Origin of the sequence: Microbacterium pseudoresistens (assembly GCF_013409745.1) — a bacterium.
GTDB lineage: Bacteria > Actinomycetota > Actinomycetes > Actinomycetales > Microbacteriaceae > Microbacterium > Microbacterium pseudoresistens.
In genome coordinates, this window is record NZ_JACCBH010000001.1 from 2,845,070 (window position 1) to 2,865,090 (window position 20,021).

The 20,021-nt window shown below is 64.8% G+C and carries 12 protein-coding genes; 7 read left to right on the forward strand and 5 right to left on the reverse strand.

Annotated features, from left to right (window positions below):
• Positions 1 to 44 precede the first annotated feature (44 nt).
• The 3 genes from BKA02_RS13930 to BKA02_RS13940 are packed head-to-tail and all read left to right on the forward strand — an operon-like array spanning position 45 to position 5,766.
• Positions 45 to 791, forward strand: a complete 747-nt coding sequence (locus BKA02_RS13930; protein ID WP_179434966.1) for a hypothetical protein — start codon at positions 45 to 47, stop codon at positions 789 to 791.
• Positions 788 to 2,338: a DNA polymerase Y family protein gene (locus tag BKA02_RS13935; protein ID WP_179434968.1), complete on the forward strand. Its 1,551-nt coding sequence runs from the start codon at positions 788 to 790 to the stop codon at positions 2,336 to 2,338. Before BKA02_RS13930 ends, BKA02_RS13935 begins: the two co-directional genes overlap by 4 nt.
• Complete coding sequence (locus BKA02_RS13940) at positions 2,338 to 5,766, forward strand: error-prone DNA polymerase (RefSeq protein WP_179434970.1); 3,429 nt, start codon at positions 2,338 to 2,340, stop codon at positions 5,764 to 5,766. Before BKA02_RS13935 ends, BKA02_RS13940 begins: the two co-directional genes overlap by 1 nt.
• A 13-nt stretch (positions 5,767 to 5,779) precedes the next feature.
• Here BKA02_RS13940 and BKA02_RS13945 read toward each other — a convergent pair whose 3' ends face one another.
• Positions 5,780 to 6,181 (reverse strand): hypothetical protein, encoded by a 402-nt coding sequence (locus BKA02_RS13945; protein ID WP_179434972.1) that lies wholly within the window; start codon positions 6,179 to 6,181, stop codon positions 5,780 to 5,782.
• Between the two features lie 57 nt (positions 6,182 to 6,238).
• Positions 6,239 to 6,745, reverse strand: coding sequence for a flavin reductase family protein (locus BKA02_RS13950; RefSeq protein ID WP_179434974.1), 507 nt, complete (start codon positions 6,743 to 6,745; stop codon positions 6,239 to 6,241).
• A gap of 125 nt (positions 6,746 to 6,870) precedes the next feature.
• On the opposite strand from BKA02_RS13950, the gene BKA02_RS13955 reads away from it, so the two are divergent.
• Positions 6,871 to 7,089: a hypothetical protein gene (locus tag BKA02_RS13955; RefSeq protein WP_179434976.1), complete on the forward strand. Its 219-nt coding sequence runs from the start codon at positions 6,871 to 6,873 to the stop codon at positions 7,087 to 7,089.
• Between the two features lie 1,000 nt (positions 7,090 to 8,089).
• Complete coding sequence (locus tag BKA02_RS13960) at positions 8,090 to 9,388, forward strand: serine/threonine-protein kinase (protein WP_179434978.1); 1,299 nt, start codon at positions 8,090 to 8,092, stop codon at positions 9,386 to 9,388.
• A 57-nt stretch (positions 9,389 to 9,445) separates the two neighbouring features.
• Here BKA02_RS13960 and BKA02_RS13965 read toward each other — a convergent pair whose 3' ends face one another.
• Positions 9,446 to 10,981 carry a hypothetical protein gene (locus BKA02_RS13965; protein ID WP_179434980.1) on the reverse strand — a complete coding sequence of 512 codons (1,536 nt, stop codon included), beginning with the start codon at positions 10,979 to 10,981 and terminating at the stop codon, positions 9,446 to 9,448.
• Positions 10,982 to 11,643: 662 nt separating this feature from the next.
• On the opposite strand from BKA02_RS13965, the gene BKA02_RS13970 reads away from it, so the two are divergent.
• A complete protein-coding gene (locus BKA02_RS13970; protein ID WP_179434982.1) occupies positions 11,644 to 15,606 on the forward strand; it encodes a helix-turn-helix domain-containing protein in 3,963 nt (1,320 codons plus the stop codon).
• Between the two features lie 25 nt (positions 15,607 to 15,631).
• Here the strand turns inward: BKA02_RS13970 and BKA02_RS13975 are convergent, their stop codons facing one another.
• The gene (locus BKA02_RS13975) at positions 15,632 to 16,744 is read right to left on the reverse strand and encodes a hypothetical protein (RefSeq protein WP_179434984.1); all 1,113 of its coding nucleotides are present in this window, start codon (positions 16,742 to 16,744) and stop codon (positions 15,632 to 15,634) included.
• A gap of 21 nt (positions 16,745 to 16,765) precedes the next feature.
• Entirely contained in the window at positions 16,766 to 16,906 is a 141-nt protein-coding gene (locus BKA02_RS13980) for a hypothetical protein (RefSeq protein ID WP_179434986.1), read from the reverse strand.
• A gap of 393 nt (positions 16,907 to 17,299) precedes the next feature.
• Between BKA02_RS13980 and BKA02_RS13985 the strand changes: the two genes are divergently transcribed.
• Positions 17,300 to 19,594: an nSTAND3 domain-containing NTPase gene (locus BKA02_RS13985; RefSeq protein WP_179434988.1), complete on the forward strand. Its 2,295-nt coding sequence runs from the start codon at positions 17,300 to 17,302 to the stop codon at positions 19,592 to 19,594.
• Positions 19,595 to 20,021 lie beyond the last annotated feature (427 nt).

The following is a 20,021-nucleotide window of genomic DNA, read 5'->3' on the forward strand; positions in this document are numbered from 1 at the left end:
CTGCGTCTCTTGAATTATTCGAAATCTTATTCGAGGATAGTTTCATGCCGAATGCATTGCGCGTGCCGGCCGCGGTCGGCACGGCCTCCGAGGCCTCCGATTCCCGTGCCGGAGACATCATGCGCCTGCGCCGTAAGATCACGCGGATGCAGCGGAGACGCAGCGAGTATCCGATCCTTCCCGTGGCTCCTGCGCTCGCCCTGCTCTTCCCCGACGGCGGGCTGCAGGTGGGCACGGTGTACTCGCTCGCCCCGTCGCCGGGGCTTGTCGGCGCGCTGCTCTCCCCCATCTCCCGCGCCGGATCCTGGTGCGCGGCCGTGGGGATGCCGACCCTCGGGATCGAGGCTCTGGCGGGGCACGGCGTCGCTCTGGAACGGCTCGCCCTCGTGCCATCGCCCGGGGCCCGCTGGGTCTCCGTCGTGTCCGCCCTCTCCGAGGTCGTCCCCCTCATCGCCGTGCGCCCGTCCGGCCGCGTCGGCGATGGCGAGCTCTCCCGCCTCACCGCGCGACTGCGCGACCGCGGATGCACCCTTCTCCTCGTCTCCGCGACTCCCTGGCCGCAGAGCGAGGGCGTCATCAGCGTGCACGATCCGCGATGGCACGGTGCGGGCGAGGGCTGGGGGCTCATCGACGGCTGCGAGATGACGATCACCGCGCGCACCCGACGCTCCCCCATCCCGCGCAGCGTGCACGTGCGCCTCCCCGACGCGCATGGCTCCATTCAGGAGCTCCACGGCGCCCAAGAGCGCCCCGCGACACATTCTCCCCGGCTTCTGGCGGTGGCGGGATGAGCGTCGCGGGGCCCGTCCCCTCGCGCGTACTCGTGCTGTGGTTTCCCGACTGGCCGCTGCGCGCAGCGCTCGGTATGCCTCCGCATCCGCCGACGGCCGTCATACAGGCGGGCCTCGTGCACGCGTGCACGGCATCCGCGCGAGAACGAGGTGTGCGGCGCGGACAACGACGCCGTGAGGCGCAGGGCCTCGCCCCTGCTCTGCGCCTGCTGCCCGCCGATCCCGACGGAGAAGAGCGCGCGTTCCAGCACGCGCTGCGCACGATCGAGGCGCAGGCGCCCGGGGTCCAGATGCTGCGCCCGGGCCTGGCCGTTCTCCGCGCCCGCGGCGTGTCCCGCTATCACGGCGGCGAGGCCGAGGCGGCGCAGGCGCTGACCGACGCGCTGACCGCCAGCGGCTATCCCGAGGTGCGCATCGGCGTCGGCGACGGCCCGTTCACGGCCGAGATCGCCGCGCGCCGTGCCACGACGAGGCATCTCGTCATTCCCGTCGGCGAGTCCGCGACCTTCCTCGCCCCGCTCGCCGTGGCCGTTCTGGGCGATGAGCGGGTCGCGGCCTTTCTCACGCGTCTGGGCATGCGCACGCTCGGCGACTTCGCCCGCCTGCCCGAACAGGACGTCCGCGATCGCCTCGGCGAACGCGGGGCCCGGCTGCACGCGCTCGCCCGCGGCGCCGATTCCCGGCCCCTGGTCTCGCGCCCTCCCACCCCCGAGCTCACGGAGGAAGTCGAGTTCGACGAGGCTCTCGCGCAGTCCGATCAGATCGCCTTCGCCGTGCGCCGCACGGCAGACGCCCTGGTCGTCGCCCTGGATGAGGCCTGGCTCGTCTGCACCGAGGTGCGGATCGACCTCACCGATGACGAGGGGCGCATCTTCTCACGCTCCTGGCTGCATCCCACCTGTTTCGAAGCCCTCGATCTCGTCGATCGCGTGCGCTGGCAGCTGGAATCCCTCACGACGCAGGCAGGCGATGATGCCAGGATGTTCCGCGGCATCTCCCGGGTGCGCCTCGTCCCTGTAGCGGTCGACGATGCCGCGCATCATCAGCCCGCGCTCTTCGGATCGGGGCCCGACGAGCGGCTGCACCATGCGCTCTCCCGCGTGCAGACGCTGCTCGGCCACGACGGCGTCGTCACCGGCAGTGTCGTCGGCGGGCGCCGTCTCGCCGATCGTCAGCAGCTGACCCCGTGGGGTGAGCGCGTGGTCATCGAGCGCGATCCCGCACTGCCCTGGCCCGGCCATCTTCCCGATCCTCTCCCTGCCGAGGTCTTCTCCCCGCCTTATCCGGTGCCGGTCCTCGACGAGACGGGAGAACCCGTCCGCATCGATGAGCGCGGCTTGCTCTCCGCCGAGCCCCGCATCGTGGAGGGGGTCGGCGTGCGTGCCTGGGCCGGACCATGGCCGGTGCACGACCGGGATCACGAGGCCGCTCCCCTCGACCGTGTGTCCCGCGGCGCACGCCTCCAGCTGGTCGACGAGCAGGAGCACGCCTGGCTCGTGCTGTACAACATGCAGGGCGGCTGGTACGCAGAGGGGAGGTATCACTGATGGGCTGGCACAACCCGCCGATGACGTGGAGCGAGATGGAGCGCACGCTGAGCGGGCGCCCGGCGCTGCGCGACGCTCTCGCCGCGGAGGCTCCCGTGCGCTCTCCAAAGCGTCGACCGCCGGCTCTCTCCGGCATCGAGCGCCCGGCGAATGCGGTGCCCTATGCCGAGCTGCACGCGCATTCCTCGTTCTCCTTCCTCGATGGCGCCTCCTCCCCCGCCGACCTCGTCGCGGAGGCGGAACGGCTGGGCCTGACAGCGCTGGCGCTCACCGATCACGACGGCTTCTACGGCGCCGCCCGGTTCGCCGAGGCCGCCGAGCAGACCGATGTGCAGACGGTGTTCGGCGCCGAGCTCTCGCTCGATCTGCCCGCGCCGCAGGGAGGAGTCCCCGACCCTCTCGGCGAGCACCTCCTCGTCCTCGCCCGGGGCGAGGAGGGTTATCACCGGCTGTCCGCCGCGATCACGCGGGCGCAGCTGCGCGGCCGGCAGAAGGGACGCCCCGTCTACGGGTGGGAGGATCTCGCGAACACCGCCGGGGGGCACTGGACGATCCTCACCGGATGTCGCAAGGGCGGGGTCCGGCAGGGTCTCGCCCGCGAGGGCGTCGAGGGAGCCGAGCGATCGCTGCGCACCCTCGTCGATCTCTTCGGCACGGATCATGTGGCCGTGGAGCTCATCGATCACGGAGATCCCCAGGACACCCGACGAAACGACGCGCTGGCCGAGCTGGCCTCGTCGCACGGCCTGCCCGTCGTCGCGACGAGCAACGTGCACTACGCCGCACCCGACGGTGCGAGGCTGGCCGATGCGGTGGCCGCCGTGCGCGCTACACGGAGCATCCGCGAGCTGGAGGGATGGCTGCCCGCAGGAGGATCCGCGCATCTGCGCTCGGGAGAGGAGATGACCGTCCGTTTCGCCCGCTATCCGGGGGCCATCGCCCACGGGCTCCGGATCGCCGAGGAGTGCGCCTTCCCCCTGCGGCGCGCGAAGCCGGCGCTCCCCACCATGACCGTGCCCGAGGGACGCACGCCCATGAGCCACCTGCGCACCCTGGTGTGGACGGCCGCGCAGGAGAAGTATCCCGACCTCGACTCTCGGGGGCGGGAGCGGATCGGCCGCGAGCTCGACGTCATCGAGGAGAAGGACTTTCCCGGATACTTCCTCATCGTGCACGGGATCGTCGCCGAAGCTCGTGATCGCAGCATCCTCTGCCAGGGCCGAGGATCGGCCGCCGCGAGCGCGGTGTGCTATCTGCTGGGGATCACGGCGGTGGATCCGATCTTCTACGACCTCCCCTTCGAGCGCTTCCTCGCGACCACCCGCGCGGAGGAGCCCGACATCGACGTCGATTTCGACGCACACCGCCGGGAGGAGATGATCCAGTGGGTCTACGACGAGTACGGGCGCGAATGCGCAGCGCAGGTGGCCACTGTCATCCAGTACCGGCCGAAGAACGCCGTGCGCGACATGGCTCGCGCCCTGGGCTACTCCCCCGGCCAGCAGGATGCCTGGTCGAAGCAGGTGGAGCGCTGGGGTCTCGAGCTCGCCCCCGTCGACGACCACGACATCCCCGCCACCGTGGTGGACTACGCCGCCGGGCTGCTCGCCGCCCCTCGGCATCTGGGCATCCACTCCGGTGGCATGGTGCTCACCCAGCGCCCCGTGGGCGAGGTGGTTCCCGTGGAGTATGCGCGGATGAAGAATCGCACCGTCATCCAGTGGGACAAAGACGACGCCGCCTGGATGGGGCTGGTCAAGTTCGACCTGCTGGGACTGGGGATGCTGTCCGCCCTGCAGCACTGCCTCGACATCGTGGGCGCTTCCACCGGCGAGCGCTGGACGCTGGACACCATCCCGAAAGAGGAGCCGGCCGTGTATGACATGCTGTGCCGCGCCGATACGATCGGAGTCTTCCAGGTGGAGTCCCGGGCGCAGATGGGGCTGCTGCCGCGCCTGCAGCCGCGCACCTTCTACGATCTGGCGATCCAGATCGCCCTCATCCGGCCCGGGCCCATCCAGGGCGGCGCCGTGCACCCGTTCGTGCGGCGCAAGCTCGGCGACGAGACGGTGACCTACCCGCACCCGTTGCTGAAGCCGGTGCTGGAGCGCACCATGGGCATCCCCGTCTTCCAGGAGCAGCTGATCCAGATGGCCACGGTGCTCGGCGACTGCACGGCCGACGAGGCCGACACTCTGCGACGGGCGATGGGATCCAAACGCGGGCTGGAGCGCATCGACAGCATCCGCAACAGTCTGTATGCGGGCATGCGCCGACATGGGCTCGTCGACGAGGCGGCGGATCGGATCTACGCGCAGATCCAGGCGTTCTCGGACTTCGGCTTCGCCGAGTCGCACTCGCTCTCCTTCGCGCTCCTCGTCTATGCCAGTTCGTGGATCAAGCTGCACTACCCCGCGGCGTTCCTGGCCGGACTGCTGCGCTCGCAGCCGATGGGCTTCTACTCCCCCGCGACGCTGACCGCCGATGCGCGTCGGCACGGCGTCGAGGTGCGCCGGCCCGATCTGCACGCATCGGCCGCGACGACGGGCGTCGAGCCGCACGATGCCGACGAGGGCACAGAACCGGGCGCGGTGCCTGCGTCATCGACCAGGCGGCGCGCTCCCACCGGACGAGATGCCTGTCTCGGGACGCAACCTGCCGTCTCGAAGAAGTTCGATGCCGAACAGCCCGATGAATCCTCCGCACACCGACGAGACGGCGCCTTCGCCGTGCGGCTGGGGCTCGCCGAGGTCGCCGGGATCGGTGCGGCCGTCGCCGAGCGCATCGTCGACGAACGCGAGGCGGGCGGGCGGTACCGGGATCTGAACGATCTCGTGCGTCGCACCGATCTCACCGCCGCCCAGCTGGAGTCCCTGGCCACGGCCGGCGCATTCGAATGCCTGGGGCTGTCCCGCCGGGAGGCGCTCTGGCAGGCCGGTGCCGCTGCCGAGGATCGTGCACGCCATCTGCCGGGAACGCAGGTGGCCGTGCAACCCCCGCTCTTTCCCGATCAGAGCGGTTACGAGATCCTCACCGCCGACCTCGCCTCCACGGGCGTGTCCACCGACGATCATCCGTTGGCGCATTTCCGCGCGATGCTCGATGAGCGCGGCGTGCTGGGCTCCGACCGCCTGCGCACGCACGAGCCTGGGCGGCGTATCGAGGTCGCCGGTCTCGTCACCCATCGTCAGCGTCCTTCGACGGCCGGGGGCGTGACCTTCCTCAATCTCGAAGACGAGCACGGCCTCGTCAACGTGGTGTGCTCGCAGGGCGTGTGGATGCGGTATCGCCGTGTCGCACGGGAATCTCCCGCGCTCATCGTGCGCGGGATCCTGGAGCGCAGTCGCGAGGGCGTGACCAACGTGCTCGCCGACGCCTTCGAAGATCTGCGGGTCGGCGTCTCGCACCGATCCCGCGACTTCCAGTGATTCGATGTGTCGTTCACCAGAAGCGGTGCGGTGCGGGCTTCTCCGTGCGATCCACGCCACTCCACCACGACGCCTCAGCACCGGCATCCGCTGCGGCACGCTCTGCACCCGACAACGCATCCGCGGCGCCATCGCCCCCGCTCACCGGTTCCACCGACATCGGCACGACCGTCAGTTCGGTGCGCGCCGTGCCCGCCCGCCCCGCCGATATCGCGCACGCCTCGACCCTGGCGCGGGAGACCCGGCCGCGTTCCGTCGTCGGAAGCCCCGCGGCAGGCACCGAATAGCGCACCCCGGTGGCGATGTCCGTCACGACGAGCCGCCGTGCCTCATCCGGGTCCGCCGCGATGTCGATCACCGTGCCTGCCGCGAGGGGTGCGGCAAGAGGCAGCGTGAGTATGAACGGGGCCGTCATCCCTCCACTGTCGTGCAGGCGGGGCACGGGGGCAAGCCCTCTGGCGACGGACGGGTCTCAGGCGTCGAGCGAGACGGCGGAGCCGAGGCGGTCGTACTGGCGATCGTGGTAGACGAGCGGCTCGCCTTCGGTGCCCTCGAGCACCTCGAGCACGTCGGCGAGCACGAGCACGGAGCCGCCGACGGCGGTGGTCTCGCGGGTGCGTGCGCGCAGGGCCACGCGGGCGCGCGAGAGGAACGGCTCACCGGTGGGCAACGTGATCCACCCCTGTTCGGGAGTGAACCGGGGCTGGCCGGTACGAGCGAACGCATCGGCCAGCTCCTCCTGACCGGTGGTGAGGAAGTGCACGACGAAGCTCGGAGCCGACAGGATGCCACCGGCGCTTCCCGTGGCGCGCGTCACCGAGAAGACCAGCACGGGCGGATCGGCGCTCACGGACGCGACGCTGGACAGCGTCAGGCCGACGGGGCCGGCCGTCGTCGTCGCGGCGATCAGGGCCACACCCGCCGGATGACGGCGGAACGCGCCCTTGAACTCATCGACCAGCGCCTCGCCTGCAGACATCTCTCCTTCTTTCCCGGCGGTCCCGGAAGATCCGCCGCTGCTTTCACGGTATTCCAACGCTCGGCGATCGCGAATTCATCCCGTCATGTGTCCGTGCGCATCGGCGATGCGCGTACGCTCGACGGATGGGCGCACCCCGGGGCTTCTCGTACACCGAGCGCGGATCCGAGATCGTCATCACCCATCACGGTGTCAAAGCGGCGGTGCTGCGAGGCCGGCGTGCCGAGGAGTTCCTCGCAGATGTCGAATCAGGCGATCCGCAGCTGCTGATGGCGCGCCTCACCGGCGACTACCGCCACGGCAACGAGCGCACAGCCAAACGCCACCCCCGCAACGCCCGCTGACGCCGTCGACCGCGCGGTTCTCACCGGCGCTGTCGGGGTCGGCGGCGGGCACTCAGATCGCGTCGGTGATGAAGCTTGTCAGGCCTTCTCCGCGCCCGCCGCGCGCTCGACGATCTCACTCAGTTGCTCCCATGCCTTCTCGGTCGGATCGGTGAGCGCGTACGAGGTCGGCCAGAAGCCGCTCGGGTCATCGAGCTCGGCGTGCGCTCACTCCGAAGGTTGAGTAGCGCTCCTTGTCCATCTGGCCGCTGCGGAAGAAACACCACGGGCTTGCCGCCACGTGCATAACCGGGCTGCCCGTAGTAGAGCTTCGGTGCGAGGTCGGGCGCTACGGTCGTCACGATCGCGTGCACACGCTCCGCCATCTCACGGTCCCCGTCCGGCATCTGCGCGACCTTCGCGAGCAACTCGGCTTCTTCAGCCGCTGCCTTCTCGGCGCCCTTGGCACGCTTCGCCTCCGCTTTGAGCCGGCGGCGCGCTCCTTCATCGCCTTGCGCTCTTCGGCGGAGAATCCGCCGGTGTCGTCCTTCGTCATCGTTGCGTCTCCGTCTCTCCGTTGCGACGTGCATCCACGTTATCGACAAGAAGCGACTCCGACACGACGAAACCCAGGCGAGAAACTTTCTCTCACCTGGGCTTTTTACGTCGGGCTGACAGGATTTGAACCTGCGACCCCTTGACCCCCAGGTATCGCGTTCAGGCCAGATCGTTGATTTTCCGGGCATCTCTGCCCTTCAAACGCCGTCATTTCACGTCATGGCTTGCATGCATTGCATGGTTCTGGTCCCGGTTTGGTCCCGGTTGGTTCGCTGTCTAGAAATAGAGTCTTGAGAGCCATGGCGCTTGCGGAATCTCATCGCAAAGGTACGGCTGCGCCGCGTGGCTCGAACATGACTCGCCTTGAGACTCTCACCTAGGTCGACCATCGCGGCAACTGCGGTTGTCATCGTAGGCCGTGGTCGGACGCTTGCGCGACATCGAACCACGGGAGAATATGCACATGAGCAGCCCTAGCGAGCGGTACGAGATCCTCGACGTGTTCGGTGCACCCACCGAGCACGCGATCGTCGGGCGTGGCCGCGATCTGACGACAGGGATCGAGTACGCGGTCAAGATGCGCCGTGGCGGGGGGAACGTCGAGCGCAGGTTCACACGTGAGGTCGAAGCGATGCGGGCAGCCTCTGGCCCGAACGTTATGCCTGTGATCGACGTTGACCCGGACGGCGAGTGGTACACGATGCCAATCGCAAGGGGTGAACTCACCCCCGCCATCAAGGGCCTCTCCCTCAGCGACCGTGAGGAGCTCGCGCTCGCTGTCGTGCGCGCGGTGGCTCATGGGCTACACAGTTTCCATATGGAGGGTCGCGTCCATCGTGATCTGAAGCCGAAGAATATCCTGTGGTTCGACGATAGCAACGGTGCCCGATGGGTGGTGTCGGACTTCGGCATTGCTCGTAACGCGCCAGGATCGACGACCGCAGAGCTCACTCGACAAGGCAACCTGGTCGGGACGGAGCGGTGGGCCGCTCCCGAGCAACATGCCGACGCGCACTCCGCAACCCCGCGAACAGACGTGTACAGCGTCGGTGCCATTGTGGGCTGGATCATGACCGGCGAACTCCCGACGCCCGTGTACGTGCCGCTGCCGTCCGAGAGATATCGCACAGTGGTCACACGCGCTACCCGCAGGGCCCCAGGGCAGCGATATCCGACTGTCGACGACATGCTCCAAGCAATGGAGCATGAGCTCGAGGGCGGGAGCGGGCCGTTGAGCACTCAACTCGAGCGGCTCCTCAATGACCCGCTCGACGTCAAGGCGTTCAACGATTTCGCTCTCGCACATCGGGGGAACGGTGCCCTGTTCCTTCCCGAACTTCGCCGTATCGAACGATCGACGGTGAACACTTGGTTCGATGCGGATCCGGAGGGGATGACGCAGTTCGCAGAGAGCATGTGTGATCTCCTGAAAGACGGTCAGGACGTAGGCGGGCTTCAACGAGAGGGACTCCGCCCTCCCTTGTTGTGGCTTCTCGACGTGCTCCGCCACCTGGTGCGCCAACGAAGGCTTGACCTCGCAGAGTCATTGGCAAACGCGCTGTTCACTGCAGCGGAAGCCTACGATCAATACCCGGTCGGCGACGCCATCGCGCGTTGGCTAAAGGCTTTGTCGCATGAAGTTGCAGTGCAGGCCATGCTCAACGCGGTAGTTGCGTCATCCACGGAGAGCTATGTTCATTCCATCCTCGAAAATGACTGGAACGAACCCTCGAGCACGACGCTTCGTCGCTGGATGCTCTAGATCTCCCGGAGCGCGGGTGATCAGGGGTTGCATCGAGATCTCGTCCTATTGGCACGCTCAGGCATCAACCGGGTCGTCGACGACAATCTTGTACCCTTCAACTCGTGAGACGTACCCCCGTTTGCGTAACCTGACGATGTACCGGATCACACGGAATGCGAGCACGCAGAAGAGCGCCACGGCATAGAGCACAGCCGCGCCAAGTATGAGGGCGGATAGCAGGAGTGGTGATGTTGCGAGGGTCTGCATCAGCGACCAGAAGCCTGCTTCCGGATCGGTCTGGCGCTGCTGCTCTATGAGCGCGAGGATGGACGGGATCGCCGGAATCGCTGCGAGAATTGCGACCGTCAACCCGAGCACTCCGAACCTGTTCGCCGCGCGCGCGGCACGCAGGCTCGCGCGCGTACTCGCCCTTTCACCGAGCATGCTCGCGCCGTTGCGGACAACTTCGAGAATCTCGAAGGCACCCAGCGCAGTCAGGACGTGGCGAGAGATGTCGCGTGCCGTTCCTGCGCGATGATGCGCGCCACGCACTTCCTTCTCCAGTTCCAACACTCTGCGGTAAGTGCGCAATGTGTCTCGCTTGCCCGTCTGGAAGTCTGAGATCCGCTGTTCCAGCCTGCGCAGCCGCACGTAGACAAGCCCGATTCGTTCGTACAGCAGGGTGTGGTGGAGGTCCAGGATGCCGGCACGCCAGGCACGCAAGTGAAGCAGCACCACAGAGCCGCCGGTGGCGTGAATTCGCATGCCTGAGTGGATGCTCAGGTTAGGACCGGGGTCCAGTGTGACTTGATCGCTACTGCGCGGGACCTTGCGGATCGCGAGGTGCACGACGTCCTGGGCGTGGTTGTCGACCCAGTCTGTGCAGCATGCTCCTGCCTGGACCATAATCATCGGATAGGTATAGAAGGGGCCGCCGACGAAAGCGCCGATTCCCCGCAAGATTCGACCGACAAGAACTTCCAGCCAGTCGTAGAGCGACGCGGGTTCCTCATGCTCGAAGACTCGGACCCTAACCCCTCCCTCTTGCTGCTCTGCCCACTCTCCCCCGGCCCATTTGGCACCCCGCGACGCATACGGCTCGGGCACTCGCGACGAGTGGAACAGCGGTGATCCTGGGAAGGATGCGTCGATCGCATCTGCCGGCTTGCAACCTGGAGGTAGATGCACGCCGACGGTAATCTGCACAACACCCTCACGGTGCAGCATCAGCCGAGGCTCAAGAGTGATCGACCTTTCTTTGTCACCGATTCGGATAGTGTGCTGCGTCGTGCGCAGGAACAACCGCACATAAGCGTCGAGGTCTTCTTGTTCGCTCCAGAAGAGATCATCATCTATCTCTTTCTCCATGAGCGTGACCTTCTGTGCGTCCACGAGGATCTTCTCGACCTCGACACGCACAGATTCGAGCGACGAGTTTTCCTCGTCCCCGTCCGGAACGTCGTTGCGCTTTACATTGAGCAATCGGAGTACTCGGAACGCAGTCACCGGATGCGAGACAACGCCCCTCACCAAGGACGGCAGCCCGTTCAGGTTGTCGGTCCATGTCTTGAGCTGTCGAAGGCGGGTCAGGTCTCGTTCAATCCTCTCCAAGGACGGAGGCAGTCGCGCTGACCTGTCCGATGGCCACGCTGCGCTCACTGCGAGCTCGGTATCAAGGAGTTGCTTCGCCGCCTTACCGAGATCAATGGGTTTCGAAGTCGGAACAGTATGGGCGAAGTAGACAACCGCCTCTCCAAGCACCGCTTGGTGGAGGTTCTTGGACCTTGCCGGTACGGGCACGGCGTCTGTTGGGAGGTTCAGCGCTCGTCGGATCCAGTTCAGCACTCGTGCTCCCCTCTGCTTGCTCGCGTTCGCGTCGAGTCCATTCTGCCGTGGGGCGCAGACAGAACTTCTTCTCGCTCGCCCACACGCGCGGCATCCCACGGAGAGGCCCGATTGCGAGGACACGCCGCCCGCCGTGGCACCGCGTTACGGCATTGGGAAGTCAACGGTCCTGCGCCTACTGAAAGACACGAACGTGCCCATGCGCCGATAGCCGATCACGCCCAACCAAACTGTCCAGGCCGTCGTCCTCTACAAGGCGGGTAGGTCCTTGACGAATTTCGCGCGGGAGCTCGGCCTCGCCAAGCAGAGTGTGCGCCTTGCACTTCTACGGGCCGAAGTGTCGATGAGACCCAGTGGCCGACACACAGGTCAACCGCCCGGTAATGCAACCTAAGTACACAAAGTCCACACTTTGCTATACTGGTGATATGGAGAGTGAAGATGGACTGAAGCCATTCCTGAACGTTCGTGAGACCGCGAAGCTCCTTGGGGTGCACGAAAACACCGTCAGGAACTGGGTCACAGCAGGCACCCTCGTGTCAGCTCGTGTTCCAGGCTCGACGCAGCATCGTTTTGCTCGAGAAGAGGTCCTGCGCCTTCAGAAGGAACGCGGCTCGAGCGCTTCGTCGGTCGCACCCGCGCTCCGCACGGACGGGCCTGAGCTCATCACCGCCAACGAACTGAACGCCTGGGCTGCCCGCGATGATGCGAAGACCGCCTTTCCCGAGCTGATGCGTCGTCTTCTCGCGGTGACTCCCGGGATCAGCAATCTGCAAGTCCGCGCCCACGAGGGTGTGGCTGCCTCTGGTTGGGACGGCACCGCCACGTCTGCAGGTAGTGCGTACCTTCCAGTCGGCGAGCTGCGCTTCGAGTTCGGCACGGACGCCAACCCGAAAGGAAAGGCTCAGAGCGACTACGACAAGCGGGTGCTCGCGCTCCCCGCTGACGCGAGTTCAGTCTTTGTCTTCGCAACGCCAAGGAACTGGGCTGGCGGTAACGCGTGGGCTTCCGATCGGGCCGCCGAGAAGAAGTTCTCTGACGTGAAGGCCATCGATGCGCACACTCTGGAGAGCTGGCTCCAAGAATCGCCGTCCGTACATCGTTGGATTTCGGAGCGGCTAGGCTACCGACCGCGAGACGCACAGACCATCGAACGGTGGTGGCAGGCTTTTCAGGGTCGCACGACGGTGGCGCTCCCGGCTGGCTTCTTCGCGGCTGGACGCACCGCTGAGGGCGACGAGTTGCGTGCAACCCTGACCGCTGCAGGATCCGGCGATGCGATCTTGGCTATTCAAGCGCCGTGGCGCGATGAGGCCCTCGCCTTCACGTTCGCCGCCTTGGCTGCGCAGAACGACCTTCTGTACCGGGCCATTGTTGTCACCGATAGCGCCGCCTGGCAGCGGCTGGCCGAATCGCGGTCTCCTCTAATTCTCGTTCCGTTGTTTTCCGATGCGCCCGACCTCGCGGCCGCCGTCGACAACGGACATCGGGTGATCTTGATCGCCGAGCCTGGCGACATCATTCGAAACGCCAAGAAGATTGAGCTCCGCAAGATAGACCGCGCAACCGCTCGCGAGGCGCTTAAGGCCGTCGTGTCCGACTCGAACAAGGCCGAGGCGATGGTGGCCCTCGCGCGTCGCAGTGTGCCCGCGCTCGTTCGTTCGGTCGCACGCGAGCCACGCTTCCGAGCCCCAGAGTGGGTCACCAATACCGATCAAGCCGCTATCCTCGCACCGCTCGTTCTGGTTGGTTCGTGGGCGAACGCTGAAGGCGACCTCGCAGTGATCGAAAGACTGACCGGACGATCACGCGACGATATCGATCGCCTTCTGAAAAGTCTCGCCGGCCGAGCGGATGCACCGTTCGTTCGTTCGGGCGGCACCTGGCGTGTCACCTCGCCTGCAGAGGCTGCTCTTCTCCTCCTACCGACGCTCACTGATGGTGAACTAGCGAGGTGGGCCGAGGTTGTCGCAGATGTCCTGTTGACACCGGACCCCTACCAGGGCATGGATGCCGTCGCTCGTCTGACCGCGAGCACCCAAGGCACCAACCCGACCCATTCGGAGACGCTTAGGAAAGGCGTGGCGGACGGACTAGCGCTCGCCGCCGCGAGCGACGTCGAGCTTCCTGCTGACCTAGCCATGCAGGGGCGGGTCAGCCGGCTCATTCACGATCTACTTCAAGCTGCAAACGCCGACGACACAGGAACGACCTGGGCTCGACTGGCCAGTGTCCTGCCCAGCTTGGCGGAAGCCGCCCCGGAGGTGTTTCAGGATGCGGTTGAACTCGACTTGGACCGCACCGACCCGATTCTTCGCACGATGTTCCAAGACAGCGGCGCGGACACTCTTTTCGGACCTTCGTCGCCACACCCCTACTTGCTATGGGCACTCGAGACGCTGTGCTGGTCGCCGACCTATTTCGGTCGGGCGGCAGCGCTTCTTGGAAGGCTGTCCGCACTGGATCCTGGTGGTCGGCTAAGCAATCGTCCGATCGAGAGCCTGCAGAATGTCGCCGCGGGCTGGTTGCCTCAGAGCGGCGCGAGCGTCGATGACAAACTCGCCGTCATCGCGCGTCTCATGCAGCGCGAACCCGATGTCGGCTGGAAGCTTGCCCTCGGCGTCTGGCCTGAGAGTCACGCAGTTGCTTTCCAGCCGCACTCTCCGACGTATCGCGACTGGTCGCCCATCCGGCAATCGGTCACCTATGCGGACTGGGGGCATTTCGTTCATGAACTCGTGATCCTCGTCACCGCCGCTGCTGGGACCGACGCAGCACGCTGGAAAGAGCTTGTTCCGCAGATCGATGAACTGCCGCCCCAGGAACGGGTCGCAGTCCTAGCCAAGCTCCGCGAGGTCATCGGCGCTCAAGACTGGTCGTCCGAAGACGTGTATGCGGTTTGGGAAACGCTGAGCAGCGAGGCAGATCGGCACGAGGAGTACTCCGACGCCGAGTGGGCTATGCCCGCTGAGGACGTGGTCACGTTCCGCGAACTTGCCGACGCCCTCGCGCCCACCCAAGACGGGCGACGGTTCTCCAGTCTCTTCGACTGGCGGGCTCACGTACCCAATCTCAAGCTGGGCGACGAAGGATATGACATCGAACTCGCGCGACTTCAACGCGAGGCGCTCGACCACGTACTTGTGCTCGGCTCAGACGCACTGCGCTCGCTCACCATCGATGTCAAGACACCCCATGTCGTGGGTCGACTGCTCGCAGGCACGGCCAACGCGCCAGATCAAGAGATTCTCGGGTGGCTGAGTTCATCGGAGCCCAACTTGAATCAAGCAGCGTTGAACTACGTGAGCGTGAAGATCCACGAAGGCGGGATGCAGTGGCTGAAGGAAGCCTTCGCAAGCCCGGCGCTTCAGGAGGCCGAAGCTCGAGAGATTCTGATGGCGGCAGTGCCCCTCTCCCGCCAGTACTGGACTGAGGTGTCCTCGCTGGGAGAAGGACTCGAAGAGGCCTATTGGAAGCGAGCTCAGCCCTTCGCTGCGGCCTCTGACGATCGGGCGGAGGGCGTTCGGCAGTTCGTTCAACATGGTCGGCCCTGGGAGGCGATGACACTTCTGAGCATCATGCTGCACGAGCATCAGGAACCGGAGATCAGTCTCGTCAAGGAGGTGTTCGACGCACTACGTCGAGGAGCGGAGCCTCCCCAGGACACCACGATGAGCGGCTACTACGTCGGCAAACTTCTGGAATACATGGAACAACGGGTGCCCGACGACGACGAGCTCCCAGGCTACGAGTTCATGTTCTTTGAGCTCGTTCACGACCATCAGCCTTCGGGCGCCCTCTATCGGGCGCTGAGTAAGGATCCCACTGACTTCGTCAACATGGTGAGCGCCATCTTCCGTGCGGAAGGGGAACCCAAGCGAACGCCCACACCGCAGGAGCAGGCCTTCGCGCACCTATCCTTCTCGGTGCTCCGCAAATGGCGCACGCTCCCCGGACTCGCGGACGACGGGAGTATCGACGCCGACCACCTCACGGAATGGGTACGCGCCGCCCGCCTTGCCCTCGCGGATTGTGGGCGAGCATCGATCGGCGACGAGCAGATTGGGCAGGTACTTGCCTCGAGCCCTGTTGGGTCAGACGGGGTTTGGCCAGCCGAAGCCGTTCGGGAGATCATCGAAAACGTTGGCAATGCACGGATCGATACGGGCGTGCACATCGGCAAGACCAATCAACGTGGTGTGACTTCGCGTGGCGTGTTCGATGGCGGCGATCAGGAACGTGTGCTCGAACAGCAGTACCGGGAGATGGCTAGCAAGATCGCCACACGGTGGCCACGCACGGCTCGCATCCTGCGGGGCATCGCGGATAACTATCAGCATGAAGCCCGCCGTAACGACGCAGAAGCGGAACGAATGGGCGACGACGGATAAGGCTCGCCTCCTCTACCACGATGAATCACTGGGACGCTTCCGCGATCAACTTCCGCACGACTCGATCCACGCCGGAAAGATCCCGCCGACTGGCTGGCTCCGCCAATCGGTCATGTCGCTCAAGCACTTCGATGTCGTCGAGCGTCTCGATCCACTTTCGGATGACCTCCGGATCGGACTTGACGGGGTGCATCGCGAGGGTCTCGGCTAGTTCGTCACGTATGAAGTCAGCTTGAATGTGTTGCGACGAGCGGGCGGCCGCGGGGACATGACCGGCGGCCAAGAGGGCGGCAGGGAGGTCAACGTGCCCGACGGTGGTGTCGAGTTGGGGCGGCAACGGGTCGACGTCGTGGTATCCAAGAATCAAGTGCGGAATCGCGATGGTGCGTACCCACTCTTCGATCTCCCCGAGCTCCGTCATGAGAACGTGCCAGGTTCCGCTGTGCGGTCGCTGGATTGACACCTTCGGCCAGATCGAGAGCGGCACGTACTTATCACGCGGGCCGCTCGCCAGGACATCACCTGCCACGAGCGGCCGATCTTCGCCGGTCGGCAGAACAAGCGTCGGGTCCTGCCAGTCGGGGATGACGGCGCCGATCAGCGTCGCCGCAACTGCGGGCGTGCGATGTTTGGCGAGGTTGGTGTGTTCAGCGAGAACGCGTAGCGGATGCTGGTCGACGTCGCGGCGGCGGTACGGCTGCAAATCCCGAATCCTGCCAACCAGCACTGAGCCAGTACGAAATGATTCCAGTTCCGGACGACGACGACCCTCCAGCCACTTCTTGAAATCGTCCTCCGTCAGACAGGCCGGCATCTCAATTCGCCGAGCCTCCTCCTCGGTGAGTCCTCGTCCGAGCTGGTACTCGACATCGGCGAAGATCGTGTGCTCGATCGCGGCTCGAATCTGCGTCAGAGCATCTGCAGCAAACCGCGCCACTGCAGAAGGAAGCACCGCGACGCCGGCCACGGTGACGTGCGCGGAATCACCGTCCGCAACGTTGGCAAGCTCAAGCGGTCCGGGCTTGAGGTAATCGAAGAGCACCTCCCCTGCCTGGGCGATGAGGCTATCGGCGTGGGCAAGCGTGTAGGAGACATGCTGCTGGTGGAGCGGCAGCCACGAGTAGTCAGGTTGAGCCATCTGCCGGCCAGAAGGGCAGAATTACTTGAACGGATCGAGGTCGTCGAGCAACTTGTCGACCTCGCGATCGGTCGCGCCCTGAATGAGACGCTCCTTGTCGGCCCTACCCGCGCCTGCCGGAACTGGTACCTCGAACTTCCGCTCGATCTCTTCGTTGGGCATTGGGTCTCGTCTCGTTGGGTGGATCTACTTCTCGCTCAATCATCCACCCGTCCCCCGACAACGTCGTGAGACGTGTCTGCGTCGCCCCTCCGGCGGATACAAGTCCGACCTCTTGTAACTCCGATTCGGGCGGAGGTGCCCAGCACGACGTCGACGATCTGACCGAATTGGCGGGCGCGGTCCCGCGAGAATCCGCCGGGAATCCAAGTCTTGACCGCTGCTCGCACGCTCTGGACCTCGCTGATCCTTGAGGCGTTAGGGATGTCAGGCTGACCTGGGTCCGCGGTGGCAACATCGACGTCAACAGCACCGTCGCCAAGAGCTAACGGCACGAGGTCAACGCGAGCCCGGAATGTAACTCCGACCAGCCAGCTTGTGTGGGACGGTAATGGTGTGCCGGACTATGACTTTCGTTCCCTGTCGCCCATCGACTTCGAAGCCTTCACCCGCGACCTTCTAAATGCAGAGCTGGGGGTGAACTTCGTCGACTATGGGGTCGGTCCGGACGGCGGCGTGGATCTGAGAGACAACGTGCGGCAGATCGTCGCCCAGTGCAAACATCGCCCGGACGCATCGAAACGTGCATTGCTTACTTCCGCGCAGCGCGAAGCCCACAAGCTCTCTCATGCGTCGATGAAAGAGTACCTATTCGTCACATCGGCCAGCGTTTCGCCTGATGCGGAGGACGAGCTTCGGGAAGCGCTGAGGCCACTTCCTGTTGGGACGTCAGGCATCTGGCATAGAGGGGCGCTCAACGGCGCGCTCGCGCGCCACAAGAGCGTCGAGGAGCGCGCGTTCAAGCTCTGGCTGTCGAGTGCCATTGCGCTCGATGAGATCGTCTCGGCGGCGCAGTGGCAGCGAAGCGAAGAGCTTCTGCAGCGCGTGACCGATCGCGTCAAGCTCTATGTGCGGACTCCGACCTTTCATGAAGCTCTTCAGAAGCTCACGGAAGAGCATGTCGTGTTAATCTCGGGCCCACCCGGCGTCGGCAAGAGCACGCTGGCGGAGATCCTGCTGCTGACGCTCTGGCATCAGGGTTGGACGGTCATCAACATCGCCTCCGATGTCGACGAAGCGTGGCGTCATATGCGTTCCACTGAGCGCATCGTCTTCTTCTATGACGACTTCCTCGGGCAGACCAGCACGGCAGAGCTTCAGAAGAACGAAGGGGCGGGCATCGCAAGCCTGATCGACAAGATCAGCCGCGCTGGAAGCAATCACTACCTGGTACTGACCAGCCGCGAGCAGATCCTCAACGTCGCGAGGACCGGTGGCGATGACCGAATCCGAAGGATGGTGCAAGCGCGGGAAACTGTGAGGATTGAGCTCGGGGAAATCGATCGCTTCGATCGCGCGCGCATGCTCTTCAACCACCTGTACTTCGGATTCACGGCGTCAGAGGATCGATCCGATCTCGCGACCGATGCTCGATATCTTCGTGTCATCGATCACCCCGGATTCAATCCGCGAATTCTCGAGTCAGTGGTGATGCGACAGAAGCACCAGAACATCGATGAATTCTACGAGGCTATCTTCCACGCACTCGACCATCCAGATGACATTTGGGCAGGTAGCTTCCGACAACTGTCGACCGTCTCAACGATGATTCTCATGCAGCTTGCCCTCTCCCCTTTCGGCTCCATGCGGCTTGATGTTCTCCGGGAGGCGGTTCGCCCTACAGATCCACGCGACTGGATCTCGGCACTGCGGGTGCTGGAAGGCACCTGGATCAGGCTCCTCCCCGAGCAAGGCGAGGCGCTCGATGCAAGTCTCTACGACCCCAGCCGTCGCGACTTTCTCCTTGATCTGGTGGCCGAGTCGGCATACTTCGAGAGCGTTCTAGAGCGAGTGTCAACGCTCACGCAGTGGCTGTATTTCTGTCGTCTGGGGCGTCTCGTCCCTGGGGTCACGATCGTCAAGGAGTCCGCAACCAGCGATGCTATCCAGGCCATCCTCAATGATCGCGCACATGATCTCGACCGACTGACGGCAGACATCGCGTCGCGCAACTTCGCCGCTATCGCACGGGTGGAGGCTGCCGGACAAAAGAAGAGGCAGTCCGCCGTCGGGTTCGTGTACACGACGTCCGTGCTCACTGATCGCTGCGAGGCGCTTGCCGCTTTGGCGCATCTGTCCGCAAAGCTCCCCGCGCCCATGCCGCTCTCCGAGGGCTGTCTGCAGGAGGAACTCCAACCCCTGCTGTCTGCGCTTCCCTCCGCCCAGATCCCGCCCGAATCGGGAGAGATCTTTCGACTGAGCCTCGCTCTCGTCACGGAATCTTCTCCGATGTGGGCAATCGAGGCAGCGATGGATCTCGCCGACTTCGCATTCGAGAACTGCACCAATGCGGATGACCTAGAACTCTATTCGCGGCTGCCGGACTGGTTTCGTGATGGCGTTTATCGAGAACGCGGGTCATCTGCCCTTCGCCTGGCCTTGGAAAACGAGTTGGAGTACATCTCTCAACAGGATGACCCGGAAGTGATGGCGAGCTGGCTGGACCAAGTCTGCGGGATCGCCGATAGTCATGGAGTGTCACTCTGGGTAGATGAGCTCCGCGAAAAGATCGATACGCTGCCTCGGGAACAGCCGTCGACGCGCATTGATGTTCCTCGAACGGGTACCGCAACTTTCTCCGCCGGGAGCGATGAAGACATGCGAGCCCTGTTCAGCAAACTCAACGCATAGAGCCCTCCGATGCGGCACGTCGCCGTCTGCGGCCGGTTCCAACACACAGCCGCAGCATGATGTGGGGGCGAACGTCCAGCGAATAGGCACAACATGAGCCGTGGCAGGCCCGGACGGGACTACGGCCAGATAGTGATCACCGCACGTCAACGTGTGCCCACACGCCGAGTTCGAGAATGTGTTCCATGACGTCCAAACCGACCGAGAACGCACCAGCGTCGTTGTGCCCTGACAGGCTTGTGGGCGAGCCGATCCTCAGGTGCTCGAGCAAGCGAGCCGATTGGAACCCCTCGATCGATACAGATGTGAGTCTCATCGCCTACCCCTGTTCTAGTTCGCGCACCACTGGCCGCGCTGGACCGAACACATCGGCTCGCACGACGCAGGCTTGGTTGTGGTGAGGGTGTGTCGAGCCCGCTTGTACGCT